Annotated in this window: 14 protein-coding genes; 11 read left to right on the top strand and 3 right to left on the bottom strand. The window is 54.3% G+C overall.

Annotated features, from left to right (window positions below; translation table 11 throughout):
* Positions 1-94: 94 nt before the first annotated feature.
* Positions 95-1,486 carry a sensor histidine kinase gene (locus tag IEY53_RS26975; protein ID WP_189030522.1) on the bottom strand — a complete coding sequence of 464 codons (1,392 nt, stop codon included), beginning with the start codon at positions 1,484-1,486 and terminating at the stop codon, positions 95-97.
* Complete coding sequence (locus tag IEY53_RS26970) at positions 1,486-2,199, bottom strand: response regulator transcription factor (protein ID WP_189030520.1); 714 nt, start codon at positions 2,197-2,199, stop codon at positions 1,486-1,488. The genes IEY53_RS26975 and IEY53_RS26970 overlap by 1 nt, the downstream gene beginning before the upstream one ends.
* Before the next feature lie 157 nt (positions 2,200-2,356).
* On the opposite strand from IEY53_RS26970, the gene IEY53_RS26965 reads away from it, so the two are divergent.
* The 4 genes from IEY53_RS26965 (at position 2,357) to IEY53_RS26950 (ending at position 5,909) form a co-directional block, all read left to right on the top strand.
* Positions 2,357-3,274, top strand: coding sequence for an ABC transporter ATP-binding protein (locus IEY53_RS26965; protein WP_189030518.1), 918 nt, complete (start codon positions 2,357-2,359; stop codon positions 3,272-3,274).
* Positions 3,271-4,023, top strand: coding sequence for an ABC transporter permease (locus tag IEY53_RS26960; protein WP_189030516.1), 753 nt, complete (start codon positions 3,271-3,273; stop codon positions 4,021-4,023). Before IEY53_RS26965 ends, IEY53_RS26960 begins: the two co-directional genes overlap by 4 nt.
* Before the next feature lie 12 nt (positions 4,024-4,035).
* Entirely contained in the window at positions 4,036-4,761 is a 726-nt protein-coding gene (locus IEY53_RS26955; RefSeq protein ID WP_189030514.1) for an ABC transporter permease, read from the top strand.
* 89 nt (positions 4,762-4,850) lie between these two features.
* Positions 4,851-5,909 carry an LCP family protein gene (locus tag IEY53_RS26950; protein WP_189030512.1) on the top strand — a complete coding sequence of 353 codons (1,059 nt, stop codon included), beginning with the start codon at positions 4,851-4,853 and terminating at the stop codon, positions 5,907-5,909.
* Positions 5,910-6,632: 723 nt separating this feature from the next.
* Here the strand turns inward: IEY53_RS26950 and hpt are convergent.
* Positions 6,633-7,157 (bottom strand): hypoxanthine phosphoribosyltransferase, encoded by a 525-nt coding sequence (hpt, locus tag IEY53_RS26945; RefSeq protein WP_189030510.1) that lies wholly within the window; start codon positions 7,155-7,157, stop codon positions 6,633-6,635.
* Between the two features lie 157 nt (positions 7,158-7,314).
* Here hpt and IEY53_RS26940 point away from each other — a divergent pair, with 157 nt between their 5' ends.
* The 7 genes from IEY53_RS26940 (at position 7,315) to IEY53_RS26910 (ending at position 14,821) form a co-directional block, all read left to right on the top strand.
* The gene (locus IEY53_RS26940) at positions 7,315-8,040 is read left to right on the top strand and encodes a FadR/GntR family transcriptional regulator (protein ID WP_189030508.1); all 726 of its coding nucleotides are present in this window, start codon (positions 7,315-7,317) and stop codon (positions 8,038-8,040) included.
* Between the two features lie 17 nt (positions 8,041-8,057).
* On the top strand, positions 8,058-9,242 hold the full coding sequence (locus IEY53_RS26935) for a M20 metallopeptidase family protein (RefSeq protein WP_189030506.1): 1,185 nt from the start codon (positions 8,058-8,060) through the stop codon (positions 9,240-9,242).
* 22 nt (positions 9,243-9,264) lie between these two features.
* A complete protein-coding gene (locus IEY53_RS26930) occupies positions 9,265-10,842 on the top strand; it encodes an ABC transporter substrate-binding protein (RefSeq protein ID WP_189030504.1) in 1,578 nt (525 codons plus the stop codon).
* A 107-nt stretch (positions 10,843-10,949) separates the two neighbouring features.
* Positions 10,950-11,867, top strand: a complete 918-nt coding sequence (locus tag IEY53_RS26925) for an ABC transporter permease (RefSeq protein WP_189030502.1) — start codon at positions 10,950-10,952, stop codon at positions 11,865-11,867.
* Between the two features lie 35 nt (positions 11,868-11,902).
* Entirely contained in the window at positions 11,903-12,814 is a 912-nt protein-coding gene (locus tag IEY53_RS26920) for an ABC transporter permease (protein WP_189030530.1), read from the top strand.
* Between the two features lie 22 nt (positions 12,815-12,836).
* On the top strand, positions 12,837-13,814 hold the full coding sequence (locus IEY53_RS26915) for an ABC transporter ATP-binding protein (protein WP_189030500.1): 978 nt from the start codon (positions 12,837-12,839) through the stop codon (positions 13,812-13,814).
* Complete coding sequence (locus IEY53_RS26910) at positions 13,811-14,821, top strand: ABC transporter ATP-binding protein (protein WP_189030499.1); 1,011 nt, start codon at positions 13,811-13,813, stop codon at positions 14,819-14,821. The genes IEY53_RS26915 and IEY53_RS26910 overlap by 4 nt, the downstream gene beginning before the upstream one ends.
* The last annotated feature ends 16 nt before the right edge of the window (positions 14,822-14,837 follow it).

Below are 14,837 nucleotides of genomic sequence, written 5' to 3'. Positions count from 1 at the left end.
TTCCTTACCCGATTTGGCGATTGAAGTGACAGCGACAGTTTCTTAATTGCCTTCTATATAATAGTTTATTTTCATTTAACACATACGTTCCCCCTTACTTGGCTTCGAACACCGGCAGCCTCAAAACCGCCCGCAGTCCCTGACCGGTGTCACTCTCCAGGATCAGCTGGCCTTGATGGGCCTGCGCGATGCGCGCGACCATGGGGAGGCCAAGCCCATGCCCCTGCCGCACAGGACGCACCCGCCCTTCGGTATAGGGGAGAATCACGACCTGCGGCAACTCCTCCCTGGGGATGCCTGTTCCGTTGTCAGCGACAACAAAGTGAATCCAAGCCTTGTCCGGAGCGTGCAGGGTCTCCAGTACAATCTCACACCCGCCCGGATTATGCCGAACGCTGTTCTGTACCAGATTGCTGACAGCGCGGTACAGCAGCTTCTCGTCGGCTAGCACTTGCAAGCGCTCATCACCGATGTTCAGTCTGATCGGATAGCGTTCCTCCAGGCCATTGTTAAGCAAATCCGAAGCCACGGTTCTTGCCAGCACAGACAGCCGGACGGGCTTAAGATGCAGCGGCTGCATCTCGTACTCCAGGCGGGAGACCAGATTCAGATCGCTTACGAGCGAACGCAGCTTCTCCCCCTGACGCCGGATAATGGCGGCCTGCTGCTTCTGTTCTGTGGTTAGGCCAGGGTGTTCTTCCAATTCACTGGCATAACCCAGGATCATCGAGAGTGGGGTACGGATATCATGGGAGATCCCGGCAATCCAGTTGGAGCGTGCCTCATCCCTTGCTTTGAGCGCATCATTCTTTTCTTGTAACCTGGCGGAGGCGGACCGGATGCTCTTGGAGAGGTCACTAAAAATCCCGCCGCTCTCAACATGAACCGGCTCCTCCTTAGCCAAAGCATGGATACCGTTAATCAGGGGCCGGATACCACGGATCAGCCGGGTGCCGATTAACAGTGAGATGACTATGCCGAGGGCAACATTACACAACAGCAAGAGCAGGAGACGTAAAGGCAGCGACCTGAGCCAGTCGGCTAAATATTCGAACTGATATTTTTCATACGAATGTTTGGGATACCCTACGACCAATAGCCCCGCCGGATGCTCCCAGACATACACCGGATACTCCTGCAGGTAGAATCGCGAGAATTTGGCCGTCTCGATAACATTATAGGCACGGGGAATCTCTTGCGGCAGCCGTTCACCCCACGCTACGGTCCCTTCCGCATTGATGAGCATCGCCCATGCCTGATTCTGCTGGAGCAAAGCCGTCGCCTGGGGCGACAGATTATATGCTCCGCCAGCCCCGCTAGTAAGATTTCCGGCAATCTGCTTTACCACAGACTCGGGTGATGGTTTTTGATGCGTACTTTGGAAAATCAGGGTGCCCAGCAGAATCAAGTTAAACAACAGCAGCAGCACAGACACCAGCAGCGTCGAACCGACGAATCTTCTTAGGATCCGGACCACGCCATCCATCAGCGCTCACCCTGCGTCATCAGCTTGTATCCCAGGCCTCTAACGGTCAGCAGATGCACAGGTCTGGACGGGTCTGCTTCTATTTTCTCGCGGATGCGGCGCACATGCACCATTAACGTATTTTCATAACCAAAACTATCATCTCCCCAAACCGCCTGACAGACGGCATCGCTGGTTACGATCCGGCCCTGGTTCTCATACAGCTTAACCAGAATGGCATGCTCCTTGGCGGTCAGCGGAAGCTCCCGGCCCTCTCTTTGCACTACAGCGCTCTCCAGATCAATCACCTGTTCACCGAGTCTGAAGACCGGAAGCCGCTCGGGCGCGTTTACAGCATACACCCGTTTCAGAATAGCCATCAGGCGCAGCATCAATTCCCTTGGCAAAAAAGGCTTGACCATATAATCATCCGCCCCCAGCCCCAGGCCCAGCAGCCGGTCCTCATCTTCTCCGCGCGCGGACAGGAACAGTACAGGCATATCCGAGAAGGAGCGGATCGCAGACAGGAGCGAGAACCCGTCCCCATCCGGCAGCATGACATCGAGGATCGCTACATCCGGTTTCTCCAGACGGCAGACGGCCAGTGCTGTGGCATAATCCCCCGCTGTGAAGATACGGAAAAACCCCTCTTTTCGTAAAAATAATTCAATCATTTCGCGGATTTTCGGTTCGTCATCGACAAGCAATACTTTTTTGTTCTTCATAGTGTTCATTACATATCACCCATTTTAGTATACACAAATAAGTGTGGCACTTTTAGGTGTCTAAGCTGATTTAAGGTAGGCGTAAGGTTATCTTCAGCCCAGAGCAAGGGTCCCTCTCTATAGTAAAAGTATGAGGATAACTTATGAAATGGAGCTGAGATGATCAATGAACGTTTTTCCTATCGTAGAGACCCATAATCTGTCCAAATCCTATGGCGGCACTTTGAGAGTGGATCAAATGAATCTGACGGTGCAAAAAGGGCAGATTTTTGGCTTTCTGGGTCCCAACGGGGCGGGCAAGACCACAACGCTCAAGATGCTGCTGGGGCTAATTAAACCAACGGAAGGATCGGTCAAGGTGTTTGGAAAAGAGCTTAAGAAGCACCAGATGCCGATCCTTGGCCAGACCGGCTCGCTGATTGAATCCCCTTCCTATTACGGGCATCTTACCGGCCTTGAGAATCTGAGAGTGATGCAGCGCCTTAGAAGCCTCCCGGGCAAAAATATCGACAAAGTGCTGCAGATCGTCCGCCTGGACAACCAAAAACACAAGCCGGTGCAACAGTATTCCTTGGGAATGAAGCAGCGTCTTGGTCTGGCTATGGCTTTGCTCGCTTTTCCCAGTCTGCTGATTCTGGATGAACCTACGAATGGCCTGGATCCGGCGGGGATTGGAGAAATCCGGGAGCTGATTAAGTCGCTGCCTGCCCAGTACGGCATGACCATTCTGCTGTCCAGCCACTTGCTGTCGGAGATTGAACAGATCGCGACCTCCGTAGGCATTATCAGCGAGGGCAAGCTGCTGTTCCAGGGTACGATGGACCATCTTCAGGCAAGAAACAAAGCAATGATCCGTATCCGTACACACGATCCCGTCATGGCTGGTAAAGTGCTGACTGCAGAGGGGTATCACCCCAGAGTAGAAGAGCCGCTGCTTGTGTTCGATGATTTGCCGGACCGGGAGGTGTCCCGGATTAATGAAATCCTGGTGAACAACCACATCGCTGTAAGCCGTATTGAGGAGCTGAGAAAAAGTCTGGAGGATATCTTTCTGGACCTCACCGGGAAGGAGCGGAGCCTGTGATCAAAGCTTTAGTCCTCGAATATTACAAACTCCGCCGCAGAAAAGTATGGGTCATGCTCACCCTGTTCCTGGCCGCTGAGCTGGGGTGGGCATCCATGTCCATGAGCATATCCATCTCGCGGAGCGCGGAGAATGCCACCTGGGAAGCGCTGATCTTCAGCATCTCTTCCATGAACGGGCTGTTTCTGCCGATTCTATCGGCGATTGTCGTCTCCAGAATTTGTGATATGGAGCATAAAGGGGATACCTGGAAAATGCTCATGACCACCCCGATCAGCCGGAACCGGATCTATGCAGCCAAATATATCTGTGCAAGCAGTCTGATCCTGTACGGCATTTTTGGCCAGGTCGTGTTCATTGTGGGCTTTGGATTATCCAGAAATGTTGCGGGTACGGTGCCGGTGGTGCTGCTGCTTCAATTCATGGCAGGCACATTATTAGCCAATTTGATGATTGCAGCCTTGCAGCAATGGTTGTCGCTCGCTGTGAAGAATCAGGCTTTTGCCTTGGGTCTGGGCATGCTGGGCGGATTCCTGGGGACAACAGCGAGTCTGTTCCCGCCGGCGGTCCGCCATGGGTTCATTTGGTCCTATTATATGGACCTCAGTCCGGTCACATATGTTTATGCAGCCTCTGCCGGGACGTATATTACCGGGACGATGCCCCTGGGGTTGCTCAGTGTAGCCTTGGCGCTCACCCTGATTTTTTATATCAGCGGGCAAACATATGTCTCAAGGCAAGAGATTTAAGGAGGGAATTTTATGCTCAGGAGCGTTTCTGCCGAATGGCTGAAGCTGCGTCATACGCGGATCAGTCTGGTGCTGGCAAGCCTGCCGGTCATCAGTCTGATCATCGGATGTTTTAACTTTTATGCGAACCGGACGGCCTTGCAAGGGGGATGGTACAGCTTGTGGACACAGGTCAGCTTATTTTACGGAGAATTTTTCTTGCCTATCCTGATTGCGATCTGCTGCGCTTTTGTGTGCAGGCTGGAGCATGCCAACAGGAACTGGAATATGATGCTGGCTTCACCCGTATCGGTAAATAGTCTGTTCATGGCCAAGCTGGCCACGGTGGGGCTAATGATTCTGGCGGCACAAATGTTGTTTATGGTGATGTACTGGGGAGCCGGCCAGTTATTCTCCCTTCCTGAACCATTCCCGATGGAGACGGTAATCTGGTGCATTCGCGGCTGGATCGCTTCCCTCTCCATTGCGGCGCTGCAGCTCGGACTCTCGATACGCATCCGCAGCTTTGCTACCCCTATTGGCATTAGTTTGTGTGCGGTTTTTCTCGGACTGGGCTTGTATGTATTGAAGCTGGGCATGTTGTTCCCCTATTCTCTCTTGACCATCGGCATGAGCGTTCTCAGCCAGCGGAGCCTGACAAGTATGGAGAATCTGGGGTTCCTGTTCATGAATGGTGCGTTTATTGCGCTGCTGGCTGCCTGGTCCATTCATCGGCTCAAAAACAAGGATATGGCCTGATCCTCCTGTGGGATTTTGAGCCCCTCTGGAAGTCTATGGTATAATAGCTGGGTTATTATACCATACGTACAGGATACAGGAGGAAGGCAATGCAAGAAAAGAAACGAAAAAACCGTGTACAGAAAATCGTCTGGACGCTGGGGATTGCGCTGGGTGCTTGTCTGGTGACGGTGGGGATTTATGCGAGTGTGCTGTACTACAAGACCAATCAGGCACTGGAGAAAATAACGGCTTCGGCCCAGCCAACACCGGTGGCAACCCAGGGTCCGCCAGAGATCGCGCCGGAGCCGGCAGATATTCCGGCAACCTCGGTATTGGGTGAGGATAAACCGATTACTTTTTTGCTCTCGGGCATTGATTACCGGGCGGGCAGCGGGGGGACGTTGAATACCGATGTGATGATGGTGGCCGTCTATAATCCGGTAAGCCGCAAGGCATCGCTGTTATCCATTCCCCGTGACATGAAGATTACGAGCGACGATATCGGTACTCATAAGGCCAACTATTATTATGCGTATTATTTTAACCACAACCGGGAGGAAGACCTGAGCCGCACGAAGCAGTTCTTCGGCAAAATCCTGCAAATGGACATTGATTATATGGTGCTGATCAACTTCGATGCCTTCCGCAGTATTATTGATGAGCTCGGCGGGCTTATGATTGATGTGCCGATGGATATGCGCTATGTGGATAATGCGGACGGGACGAACATCGATCTCTCCAAAGGTCTGCAACTGCTGGACGGCAAAGAAGTGCTGGATTATGTACGCTACCGGAAGTCCAACCGGGGGACGGCAGAATCCTCCGACTTCTCGCGCAATGAGCGCCAGCAGGAAGTGCTGGATCTGATGCTGGGCAAGCTGGACTCGCTGAACGGGATTACACAGTGGGCCGACATCATCGATATCCTGGGCGATAATATCCGGACCGATATTGATAAGCCGCAGCTGCTGAAATGGGTGATGAACTATAAGTCCATCAAACCGGCATCAACGGAACTTATCACAGTGGCTTCCGAGTGGAAAAGCCCCTATGTCTACGCGGACAAAGACGACCTGCTGGCGAAGCTGGAGCAACTGCGGGCGCCGCTGAATTTGGCTCCGTTGAAGAAGAACACGCTGCTGCAGCACTTTGGCATTGCCGAGTAAGCTGGAAGAAGGTACAGAGTTACATAGTGGTATTTAGTGTGCGGCTATGAATGGGGAAAGGATGATTAGGGGGCAGGAGGCGGGTTATAGGGAAATCCGCCCGCTAAATCAGTCGAATGCTCCATTTCAGCTAGTTTAGCGGGAATTCCACCCGCTAATATCGCTCTAAACACCTATATGGGGATTCACCCGCGTCATTAGCGGGCGAATTTCCCTATAGTTATCCAGCCAACGTCCGTATATCTAAATTAGCGGGTAGAATTCCCTCTAGTTCAGCATCAGCCTTTAAAAGGTGGGGATAGATGGCGCATTCGAAAGCGTGCCTCCCGGGAGGCACGCTGTGAGCCTAGGGCGAAGATCGCTAGAGTGCACTTTATACATCAGGATGGGAAAAAGGAGGCTCGTTTTAGGGTTTCAGTGGTTTTGGTGCAGCAGGAATCGCAGCATTCGCCGAAAAGTGCCTTATGGTTATCCTTTGAATGTACAAAATACATCATGATGGAGGTTTGAGCCTCGTTTAAACCATTCTGAGGTACTATATACATTAAAACAGGTCGAAGGCTGGTGTGAACGCTAATCCATATCAGACAGCCTTCAGGAATCCCTTATTTTTAATCTGATGCTGTACTAGCTGCCATCCCGATGGCCTTATAACGCAGATGCAGATGCAGCATGCGCAGCGGTTCTCCAGTTAAACCATTTCATTTAATGCTTTCAAAAAGGCTACTCCGTAGCCACCACCCATACCTCCGGCAGATTGCGGTATTGTTCCGCATAGTCCAGTCCGTACCCGACGACAAATTCGTCGGGTATTTCTATGCCCGAATACTCCACTTCAACATCGGCAAGCCGGCGGGAGGGCTTATTGAGGATCGTACAGATCCGTACGCTCAGTGCGCCGCTGTTCAGGAAATGCTCTTTCAGGTGTTTCAGCGTCAGGCCGGTATCGATCAGGTCCTCGACGAGCAGGATGTGTTTGCCGCGGATATCGGTATCGATGTCTTTTCGGATAATGACGGCTCCCGAGGTGGTTGCGGCATTGCCGTAGCTGGAGACGGCCATGAAGTCAATGCCGACAGGGAATGTAATCTCCCGCATCAGGTCGGCCATGAACACGGCGGCGCCTTTCAGGATGCCAATCAGAATCAGCTCCTGCCCCTCATAATCCCGCGAGATTTCTGCTCCCAGCTCCTGCACTCTACGCTGCAGCTCTTCCCGGGGTACCAATACTTTTTGTAATTCTGTCATTTGTAAATCCTCCTTGAGCAGCCACTATAATCTCTCTTCTACCGATTATAGTATGCGAAATAAGCTACAGATACAAAAAAACTATTGCATATAAGTTTACTGGGAATTATATTTAATGGTATAAGGTCTAGACCATATATAGATCGGAGTGTTGGAAATGTTCATCCGCTTCCCTCTGAATTTAGAGAAGGTGTCAGCGAAGAAGGTTAGCGAGTTCATCCGGGAGCAGCTGGAAGAAGCCATTATTCTGAAGGAGCTGCTCAGCGAAGAACAGCTTCCCTCGGAACGGGAACTGGCGGAAATCTTCAACGCCAGCCGGATTACAGTACGCGAGGCCCTCTCGCAGCTGGAGAGCAAAGGACTTATCGAGAAGCGGGTGGGAGCCAAGGGAGGCACATTCATACTGCCGGTTACGGCCAATTCCCACAAGCGCACACGGGCGGAGATCAAACGGGATTGGGAGCAGATGCTGAAAGTGTTCGAATACCGGACGATTATCGAGCCGGAAGGCGCTTATCTAGCTGCTGAGCGGATCACCGCAGGCGAGCTTGAGCTTCTTCAGAGCTATCTGGACAAAAGCATGGAGCCGGAGTGTACACGGGAATGGTTCCGGGCTCTGGACGTCAAATTCCATCTGACGATTGCGAAGGCGTCGGGGAATCCATACTGCGAAGCGGCTGTCCGGCAGATCCGGACGAAGATCAATCCCGCGCTTGATCTGATGCCTTACGATGAAGAGATCCGCGCGGTGAACTATGGAATACATAGCGAGATTCTTACCGCGTTAAAGGCCCGTGACCGTGAACAGTCGCGGGAGATCATGAGGCGTCATATCGGCAATTCGGGAGAGGCCATTTATGCCAGATTAGTAGCCAAAGGCTAGAAAGGAGACAGTCAGTCATGAAGATCAGCGAACTTTTGGCCGCAGCACAGCCGCTTCAGGAACAGTTAAGCGCATGGCGCAGGGATTTCCACCGTCATCCGGAAATCGGCTATGAAGAAATCCGGACCTCGGGGATTGTAGCGGCGCATCTTGCCAGCCTCGGCCTGGAGGTAACCACCAACGTCGGGCGCACCGGGGTGGTTGGAGTCCTGAGAGGGGAGACCCCGGGGCCCACGATCGGACTGCGGGCAGATATGGACGCCCTTCCGATCCAGGATCAGAAGACGGTCTCCTACGCTTCAGAGGTTCCGGACACGGCGCATTTATGCGGCCATGACGCCCATACAGCGATATTGATGGGAGCCGCGCAGCTGCTGGCCGGCCTGGGACGGCCGAAGAAGGGGAACATCAAATTTGTCTTCCAGCCGGCGGAAGAAGGACTGGCCGGAGCGAGAGAGATGATTAAGGACGGCGTTCTGGACAACCCCAAGGTGGACGTTATGGCCGGCCTGCACATGTTCCCGGGTCTGGATACAGGAACGCTGGGGGTATCCAAGGGAGTGGCTTTTGCTTCGGCGGACAGCCTTACGATCAAGATCCTCGGCAAAGGCGGACATGCCGCCCGTCCCCATGAAGGCGTGGATGCCATTGCGGTGGCTGCGCAGGTCATCTCGGCGCTGCAGAATATTCCGAGCCGGATGGTCGATCCGCTGGAGCCGGTCGTCATTACCATCGGCAAAATCTCCGGCGGCTACATGGGCGCGGCCCTGGCCCCGGAAGTCGAACTGACTGGCACGGTCCGGACCTTGTCCGCAGGCGTGCGGGCCCAGATGCCGGCAATGATCGAGCAGGTAGTGGCCGGTGTATGCAGCTCCTTCGGAGCCGGATATGAACTGAGCTACGGTGAAGGGTATCCGATTGTGCTGAATGATCCCGGCATGGTGGACCTGATGACAGAGACCAGTGAAGAGCTGCTGGGCGAGAAGGTATGGAACTACATTAAGCCGTCTACAGGCGGCGAGGATTTTGCTTTTTATTGTGAAAAGGTTCCCGGTGTGTTCTTCCGGCTGGGTTCCGGCAATGGTGAGGAGCGGACGCGATATCCCCTGCACCATCCCAAGTTCGATCTGGATGAGACAGCTTTGCCGTATGGGGTAGCGATGTTGTCGGCCATGGCCCTGAATTTCTTGAACAGAAACTAAACTTATATAAGGAGTGGAAGAGATGACAAAACGCAAATGGACTTCAGCCTGGTTAACCTTACTTGTAACAGCATTGGTGCTGTCGGGCTGCGGAGCCGGCAATTCGGCAGGCGGCAATAATACGGCAGAGAGCCCGGCGCCTGCAAGCAGCAATTCGGCCGCTGGAGGCAGCAAAGTGCTGACTATTGCCAATGCTACGGATATCGAGAGCTTTGACCCGCACAACAATAACAACACGGTCAGTGAATCGGTGCTGGTCAATGTATTTGACTACCTGCTCAAAAATGACAGCCAGCAAAAAAAGGTACCGGGCCTTGCGACATCCTGGGAACAAGTGAATGATACTACGTGGCGCTTTCACCTGCGCGAAGGCGTGACTTTTCATAACGGAGACCCGTTTACGGCAGCCGATGTGAAATTCACGATTGAGCGGATAGCGAAAGACAGTGCACTGAAACAGAACTCCTATTTTAAAAACATCACGGAAGTTAAGGTTGTAGATGATCTTACCGCAGACATTATTACCGATGGACCGGACCCGCTGCTCTTGAACCGTCTGTCGAAGATGGGGGCGGGCATCCTGCCTTCCAAATATATTACGGATAGCGGCATTGAGGCTTTCCTGAAGCAGCCGGTCGGCACCGGACCTTATAAGTTCAGCAAGTGGACCAAGGATGACCGGGTCGAGCTGGTGAAGAATGAGAGTTATTTTGACGGAGAACCCAAATGGGATGAAGTAGTCTTCCGGGCCATTCCCGAAGCTTCCACCCGCGTCTCTGAACTATTGGCCGGCGGCATCGACATAGCTTCCGGGATTCCTTCTACCGACGTAGCCCGTGTGGAAGAAGCCGAGAACAAACAAATCGTCAAAGCGCCGATCCAGCGTGTGCTGCAATTAATTCTGCGCCAGACCGAAGGCAGTCCAACTGCTGATCCGAAGGTGCGGGAAGCCATTGATCTGGCGATCGACAAGCAGGGTATCGTGGACAGCATTGCCGGCGGAGCGGGGATTGTCACCCGTACCTCGGTTACTCCAGGCAACTTCGGGGCGGACCCATCGCTCTACAAGCAAAGCCTGTACGACCAAGCCAAGGCCAAGGAATTGTTGAAGGAAGCCGGTTATGCCGAAGGTACCCCGGAGCTGACGATCTCGGTATCCTCGCAATACAAGGAATACGCTGAAGTGGTTGCCGCCATGCTCGAACAGACCGGCTTCAAGATTAATCTGGATGTGCTGGAGCCGAGTGCGTTCAGCGAGCGGTACAGCTCCAAATCTTTTAAAGAAATCTTCATGATCGGGATTGGCAACTCCCTCTTTGATGCTTCGAACAACTATACCCGTTATTTGGCGGAAGAAGCCAAGGGCGAAACGGATTACAACAATCCGGAAGTAGAGAAACTCCTGCAGCAAGCCTTGGTGAACATGGACCCAACGTCGCGTGAGAAGGAATACCAGCAGGTGCAGCAGATTCTGGCGAATGACCGCCCGGCGGTATATTTGTTCCAGATGGAAGGAATCTACGGCACGGATGCCCGTGTGAAATTCCAGCCAAGAAGCGATGAAATGTTCTACGCAGAAGAAATTACACCTGTGAACTGATCACAGGTGCACGAATAATGAAGAAGCGAACGGCGGGGACCTGGAGGGATCAGGTTCCGGCCGTCCTTTTGCAGAAGTAAGCTTGGCTGAGGCTGGAGGTGATGGACTTGGTAAAATATATACTCAAATCGTTGCTGCAGGTCATTCCGACGCTGCTGATTGTCTCTGTGATTGTTTTTGTACTGGTGCGGGTTACGGGGGACCCCGTAGCGCTGATGCTGCCGGAGACCGCAACCGCCGAAGACCGGGCCGTGTTGACCCAGGCGCTGGGTCTGGACCAGCCGCTTACAACGCAGTATGTGAAATTCCTGGGCAGTGCGCTGCAAGGTGATTTCGGCAACTCGTTTCGATACGGGGAATCCGCATTGCCGTTGGTGCTGGAGAGGCTGCCGGCCAGCTTTGAGCTTGCCGCCGCCGCGATGCTGTTCGCCGTGCTGATGGCGATTCCGCTCGGAGTAGCCTCGGCTGTCAAACGCAATACCTTTACGGACCTGATCATCTCGGGGGTTTCAGTCATCGGCAAAGCGATGCCTAACTTCTGGATGGGGATTATGCTCATTTTGCTGTTCTCGGTGATTCTGGGGGTCTTGCCGGTCTCCGGCCGGGGCGGCTTCTCGCATCTGGTGCTGCCTGCTTTTACGCTGGGCGTGGGCCTGGCGGCGCAGATGACCCGGCTCATCCGTTCCAGCATGCTGGATATCCTGAGCCAGGATTATATCCGCACCGCACGCAGCAAGGGAATCCGGGAGCTGCTGGTTGTAGGCAAACATGCTTTTCGCAACGGAATGATTCCGGTGGTGACGATTATGAGCCTGCAGTTTACCAGCCTGATTGGCGGGACTCTGATTACGGAGACGGTATTCGCCTGGCCCGGTCTCGGGCAACTGCTGGTTGTGGCCGTAAATACTCATGATATGGCGATCGTGCAGGCTGCCGTATTTGTGATTGCTTTTATCGTTGTGATTACCAATATCCTGACCGATGTAGCGTACCGGCTGCTCGATCCGCGGATTAAATACAACTAGGGAGGAGGGGACGATCTATGGCTGGTGCCAAGAACATGCACACTTTTGAGCCGCCTTCGGACGGAGAGAGTTTGCAGCGCAAGCCTTCAGGGTTCGGAATAGGCTGGAAAAGGCTGCTGCGCAGCAAGACGGGAACCTTCGGCGCGGTGCTGGTGCTGCTTGTCACCCTGACGGCACTGCTGGCTCCCTGGATCGCCGGGCAGGACCCGGCGGCCATTGATCCGCTGAACCGGCTGAAGCCGCCGGTGTGGCTGGAAGGCGGATCTTCCGCCCACTGGCTGGGTACGGATAATCTGGGCCGGGACATGTGGAGCCGGATCGTGTATGGTTCCCGGGTCTCGCTGATCGTCGGCCTTGGAGCGGTTCTCGTCTCCGGTCTGATCGGGGCGCTCCTCGGGCTGCTGTCGGGATTCTACGGCAAATGGGTGGATGCAGTGATTATGCGGGTGGCCGATTCTTTTATGGCGATTCCTACCATTCTGTTCATGCTCGTAGTTCTGGCTGTGGTAGGTCCGGGGCTGACTACGCTGATCTTTGTCATCGGGGTTACGAACTGGGTGTCCTATACCAGGGTAGTACGCGGTGAAGTGCTTAGTATCAAAGAACGGGATTTCGTCAAGGCGGCCAGATCGGTGGGAGCGAAGAACGGGCGGATATTGGTCAAGCATATTTTGCCCAATATCATGTCTTCGTTTATCGTAATCTCCGGTATGAATGTGGCTACGACGATTATCATGGAGGCTTCGCTCAGTTTTCTGGGGCTTGGCATCAAGCCGCCGGCGGTGTCCTGGGGCGGAATGCTCAGCGACGGCAGACAGTATATTGCCACCAGTTGGTGGGTGGCCACTTTCCCGGGGCTGGCGATTACGGTCACAGTGCTGGGTGTGATCTTCCTGGGTGACTGGCTGCGGGATGTGCTGGACCCCCATATGAAAGAGAAAGCATAAATGAGGACGGGAGGGAAACAAGATGGCAGCGAAACTGCTTGAGGTCAACAATCTGCATACCTCTTTCCAAACAGAGGACGGGGTCGTTCCTTCGGTGGGCGGCGTCAGCTTCACGGTCGAGCCGGGAGAAACGCTGGCCATTGTCGGAGAGTCCGGCTCCGGTAAAAGTGTAACCTCCTTGTCGATCATGGGACTGGTGGGGTCGCCGGGAAAAGTGACATCAGGTGAAATCCGCTTTGAGGGCAAGGATTTGCTCCAGCTCTCCAAACGGGAGATGCGGAAATATCGGGGCAATGAGATTTCGATGATTTTTCAGGAGCCGATGAGCTCCCTGAATCCGGTCTTTACGGTGGGCAACCAGATCCGTGAGGTGATTCAGCAGCACCGCAAGATGAGCAAGCAGGAGGCCAAAGCGCGGAGCATCGAGATGCTGGAACGTGTCGGCATCCCGGGAGCGGCCAAGGTAGCCGGGTACTTCCCCCATCAGCTGTCTGGCGGGATGCGCCAGCGGGTGATGATCGCGATGGCACTGGCTTGCCAGCCGAAGCTGCTGATCGCCGATGAGCCGACAACGGCGCTGGATGTAACGATCCAGGCGCAAATCCTGAACCTGATCGGCAAGCTGAGCAAGGAGGAGAATACGGGGATTATTCTCATTACCCATGATCTGGGTGTCGTGGCCGAGATGGCCGACCGGGTGGTCGTGATGTACGCCGGTGAAGTGGTGGAAACGGCCAATGTCTTCGATCTGTTCGCGAAGCCGGGGCATCCCTACACCATCGGTCTGCTCGGATCGCTGCCGAAGCTCAGCGAGCAGCGCGACAAGCTGGATTCGATTCCGGGAACGGTGCCCAATCTGCTCAGAATGCCGGGCGGCTGCCCGTTTCATCCCCGGTGTCCTTATGCGCAGGAGCAGTGTACGAAGGTGCACCCGGACCTGCGTGAGAAGGAAGCCGGGCATGAAGTCAGATGCTTGCGGATGGAGGAGGTATCGCCATGAACGGAGACTTGAACGGAGAGGTGAAGACAGCCGGACCAGAGCCGCTGCTTGAAGTGAGAGGACTCAAGAAATACTATCCGCAGAAAAAAGGCTGGTTCTCCGGCAAGGCCGGGGATATCAAGGCGGTGGATGGTGTGAGCTTTCAGGTCCTGCCGGGCGAGACGCTGGGGATTGTCGGGGAGTCCGGCTGCGGCAAATCTACGACAGGCCAGATGATCACCCGTCTGCTGGAGCCGACGGAAGGGGAGATCCTGTTCGAGGGCCGCGATTTGACGGCGTTATCCGAGGAGGAGACCCGCAAGGTTAGAAGAGATTTGCAGTTTGTGTTCCAGGACCCGTATTCCTCCTTGAACCCGCGTATGAAGGTCTTTGATATTGTCGCTGAACCGCTGCAGGTGCATGGGCTGGCGAAGGGAGAGGAGCTGCGGAAGGAAGTCTTCCGCCTGCTGGAGACAGTGGGACTGGGTCCGCATCTGGCGGACCGGCATCCGCATGAATTCAGCGGCGGACAGCGGCAGCGGATCGGCATTGCCCGGGCGCTGGCGATGAAGCCGAAGCTGATCGTCTGCGATGAACCGGTCTCTGCATTGGATGTATCCATTCAGGCCCAAATCCTGAATCTGCTTAAGGACCTGCAGCAGCAGTTCCAGCTTACTTATATCTTTATTGCGCATGGGCTTCCGTCCGTGAAGCATATCAGTGACCGGATCGCCGTCATGTATCTGGGCAAAATTGTCGAGCTAACCTCGCGCGAGGAACTGTTCGCAAGACCGCTGCACCCTTACACGGAAGCGCTGCTGGAGGCGGTTCCCGTCCCTGATCCAAAGCTGCGAAAGGAGCGGATCCCGCTCTCCGGAGAGATTCCGAGCCCGGCCAACCCGCCGTCCGGCTGCGCCTTTCATACGCGTTGTCCGTATGCCCAGGACATCTGCCGCCAGAAGACCCCGGAGCTTGCACTACAGGCGCCGGGCCATCTGGCAGCTTGCCATTTTCCGTTATTCAGCTAAAGAAAGGGAGAGACCC

It is taken from the genome of Paenibacillus albidus (genome assembly GCF_014644435.1).
GTDB classification, from domain to species: Bacteria; Bacillota; Bacilli; order Paenibacillales; family Paenibacillaceae; genus Paenibacillus_AQ; species Paenibacillus_AQ albidus.
The sequence above is the reverse complement of the archived record's forward strand: the minus strand, read 5'-3'. Positions and strand labels throughout refer to the sequence as shown.

What these genes read in the sequence shown, in the direction of transcription:
- IEY53_RS26920 (WP_189030530.1), top strand. Translation starts at nt 11,903, where the DNA reads ATGCACACTTTTGAGCCGCCTTCGGACGGAGAGAGTTTGCAGCGCAAG.
- IEY53_RS26940 (WP_189030508.1), top strand. Translation starts at nt 7,315, where the DNA reads ATGTTCATCCGCTTCCCTCTGAATTTAGAGAAGGTGTCAGCGAAGAAG.
- hpt (WP_189030510.1), bottom strand. Translation starts at nt 7,157, where the DNA reads ATGACAGAATTACAAAAAGTATTGGTACCCCGGGAAGAGCTGCAGCGT.
- IEY53_RS26965 (WP_189030518.1), top strand. Translation starts at nt 2,357, where the DNA reads ATGAACGTTTTTCCTATCGTAGAGACCCATAATCTGTCCAAATCCTAT.
- IEY53_RS26955 (WP_189030514.1), top strand. Translation starts at nt 4,036, where the DNA reads ATGCTCAGGAGCGTTTCTGCCGAATGGCTGAAGCTGCGTCATACGCGG.
- IEY53_RS26915 (WP_189030500.1), top strand. Translation starts at nt 12,837, where the DNA reads ATGGCAGCGAAACTGCTTGAGGTCAACAATCTGCATACCTCTTTCCAA.
- IEY53_RS26935 (WP_189030506.1), top strand. Translation starts at nt 8,058, where the DNA reads ATGAAGATCAGCGAACTTTTGGCCGCAGCACAGCCGCTTCAGGAACAG.
- IEY53_RS26950 (WP_189030512.1), top strand. Translation starts at nt 4,851, where the DNA reads ATGCAAGAAAAGAAACGAAAAAACCGTGTACAGAAAATCGTCTGGACG.
- IEY53_RS26970 (WP_189030520.1), bottom strand. Translation starts at nt 2,199, where the DNA reads ATGAACACTATGAAGAACAAAAAAGTATTGCTTGTCGATGACGAACCG.
- IEY53_RS26930 (WP_189030504.1), top strand. Translation starts at nt 9,265, where the DNA reads ATGACAAAACGCAAATGGACTTCAGCCTGGTTAACCTTACTTGTAACA.
- IEY53_RS26975 (WP_189030522.1), bottom strand. Translation starts at nt 1,486, where the DNA reads ATGGATGGCGTGGTCCGGATCCTAAGAAGATTCGTCGGTTCGACGCTG.
- IEY53_RS26910 (WP_189030499.1), top strand. Translation starts at nt 13,811, where the DNA reads ATGAACGGAGACTTGAACGGAGAGGTGAAGACAGCCGGACCAGAGCCG.